This window comes from Verrucosispora sp. SN26_14.1 (assembly GCF_004307965.1).
Classification (GTDB): domain Bacteria; phylum Actinomycetota; class Actinomycetes; order Mycobacteriales; family Micromonosporaceae; genus Micromonospora.
Window position 1 is genome coordinate 1 of sequence record NZ_SISL01000781.1, and the last position, 1,356, is coordinate 1,356.

2 protein-coding genes are annotated in these 1,356 nt (G+C 77.0%); both read left to right on the plus strand.

The genetic code is table 11. The features are described from left to right. Positions 1-741 (plus strand): lyase family protein (locus EYA84_RS31855; RefSeq protein WP_255446684.1); only part of this gene is annotated, 741 nt, incomplete at its 5' end. Continuing rightward, on the plus strand, positions 738-1,356 hold a 619-nt coding region (locus tag EYA84_RS31860; RefSeq protein ID WP_236146080.1), incomplete at its 3' end, for an alpha/beta fold hydrolase. The genes EYA84_RS31855 and EYA84_RS31860, both read left to right, overlap by 4 nt.

Consider the following 1,356-nt stretch of genomic DNA (forward strand, 5'->3'; position numbering starts at 1 on the left):
ACGCTCGCCGGGTACGGTCCGGCCGGCCCGGCGGTGGTCGAGCGCTTCGCCGCCCGGCTGGGCCTGGCGGCGGCTCCGCTGCCCTGGCACACCCGCCGGCAACCCGTCCTCGACCTGGCCGCCGCGCTCGGTGGGCTGCTCGCCGCCGCCGGCAAGGTCGCGCTCGACGTCGGTCTGCTCGCCCAGACCGAGGTCGGTGAGGTGTCCGAGGGCGGTGCGGGACGCGGCGGCTCCTCGGCGATGCCGCACAAGCGCAACCCGGTCGACTCGATCCTGGTCGGCGCCGCCGCCCGACGGGGTCCCGGGCTGGTCGGCACCCTGTTCGCCGCTGCCGGGCAGGAACACGAGCGCGCCGCCGGTGGCTGGCACGCCGAGTGGGAGCCGCTGCTGGACCTGGTGCACCTTGCCGGCGGGGCCGCCGCCCGGACCGCCCGGATGCTGACCCACCTTCGGGTGGACCCGCAACGGATGCGGGCCAACCTGGACGCCACCGGCGGCCTGCCGATGGCCGAGGCCGTCGCTGCCCGACTCGCCCCGGCGCTGGGCCGCGCCGCCGCCCACGACCTGGTCCGCCGGGCCACCACCGGCCCACATTTTCGGGACGCCCTGCTCGCCGACGCACAGGTGCGGGCCCACCTGTCCGAGGCCGACCTCGACGCCGCCCTGGACCCGCGCGCCTGGCTCGGGTCCGCCGGCCACCTGGTCGACCGGGCGCTCGCATACGGAAGGTCCGGCTCGTGACCGACGTGCTGCACGCCACCGTGGACGGTCCGCCGGACGCGCCGGTGCTGGTGCTGGGCAGCTCGCTGGGGACCACCGGCGCCATGTGGCAGCCGCAGGTGGCGGCGCTCGCCACCCGGTTCCGGGTGCTCCGGTACGACCATCTCGGTCACGGCGCCTCACCCGCGCCCCCCGGGCCGTACACGATCGACCTGCTGGGCCGGAAGGTGCTCGGGCTGCTCGACGACCTGGACGTCGAGCGGGTCCACTACGCGGGGCTCTCCCTCGGCGGCATGGTCGGCATGTGGCTGGCCGCGTACGCGCCCGAGCGCATCGACCGCCTGGCCCTGCTCTGCACCTCGGCGGCGCTCGGCCCGGCCGACGGATGGCGGTCCCGCGCCGCGACCGTCCGCGCCGGTCTGCTGCACACGGTCACCGACGCGATCGTGTCCCGCTGGTTCACCCCCGCGTTCGCCGCCGCGCACCCCGACACCGTCGCCGACTACCAGGACATGCTGGCCCTCACCCCGCCCGCCGGGTACGCCGCCTGCTGCGAGGCGATCGCCGCCATGGATCTGCGTCCCGCCCTCGCGTCGGTACGCGCCCCCACGCTCGTGGTCGCCGCCGCCGACGACC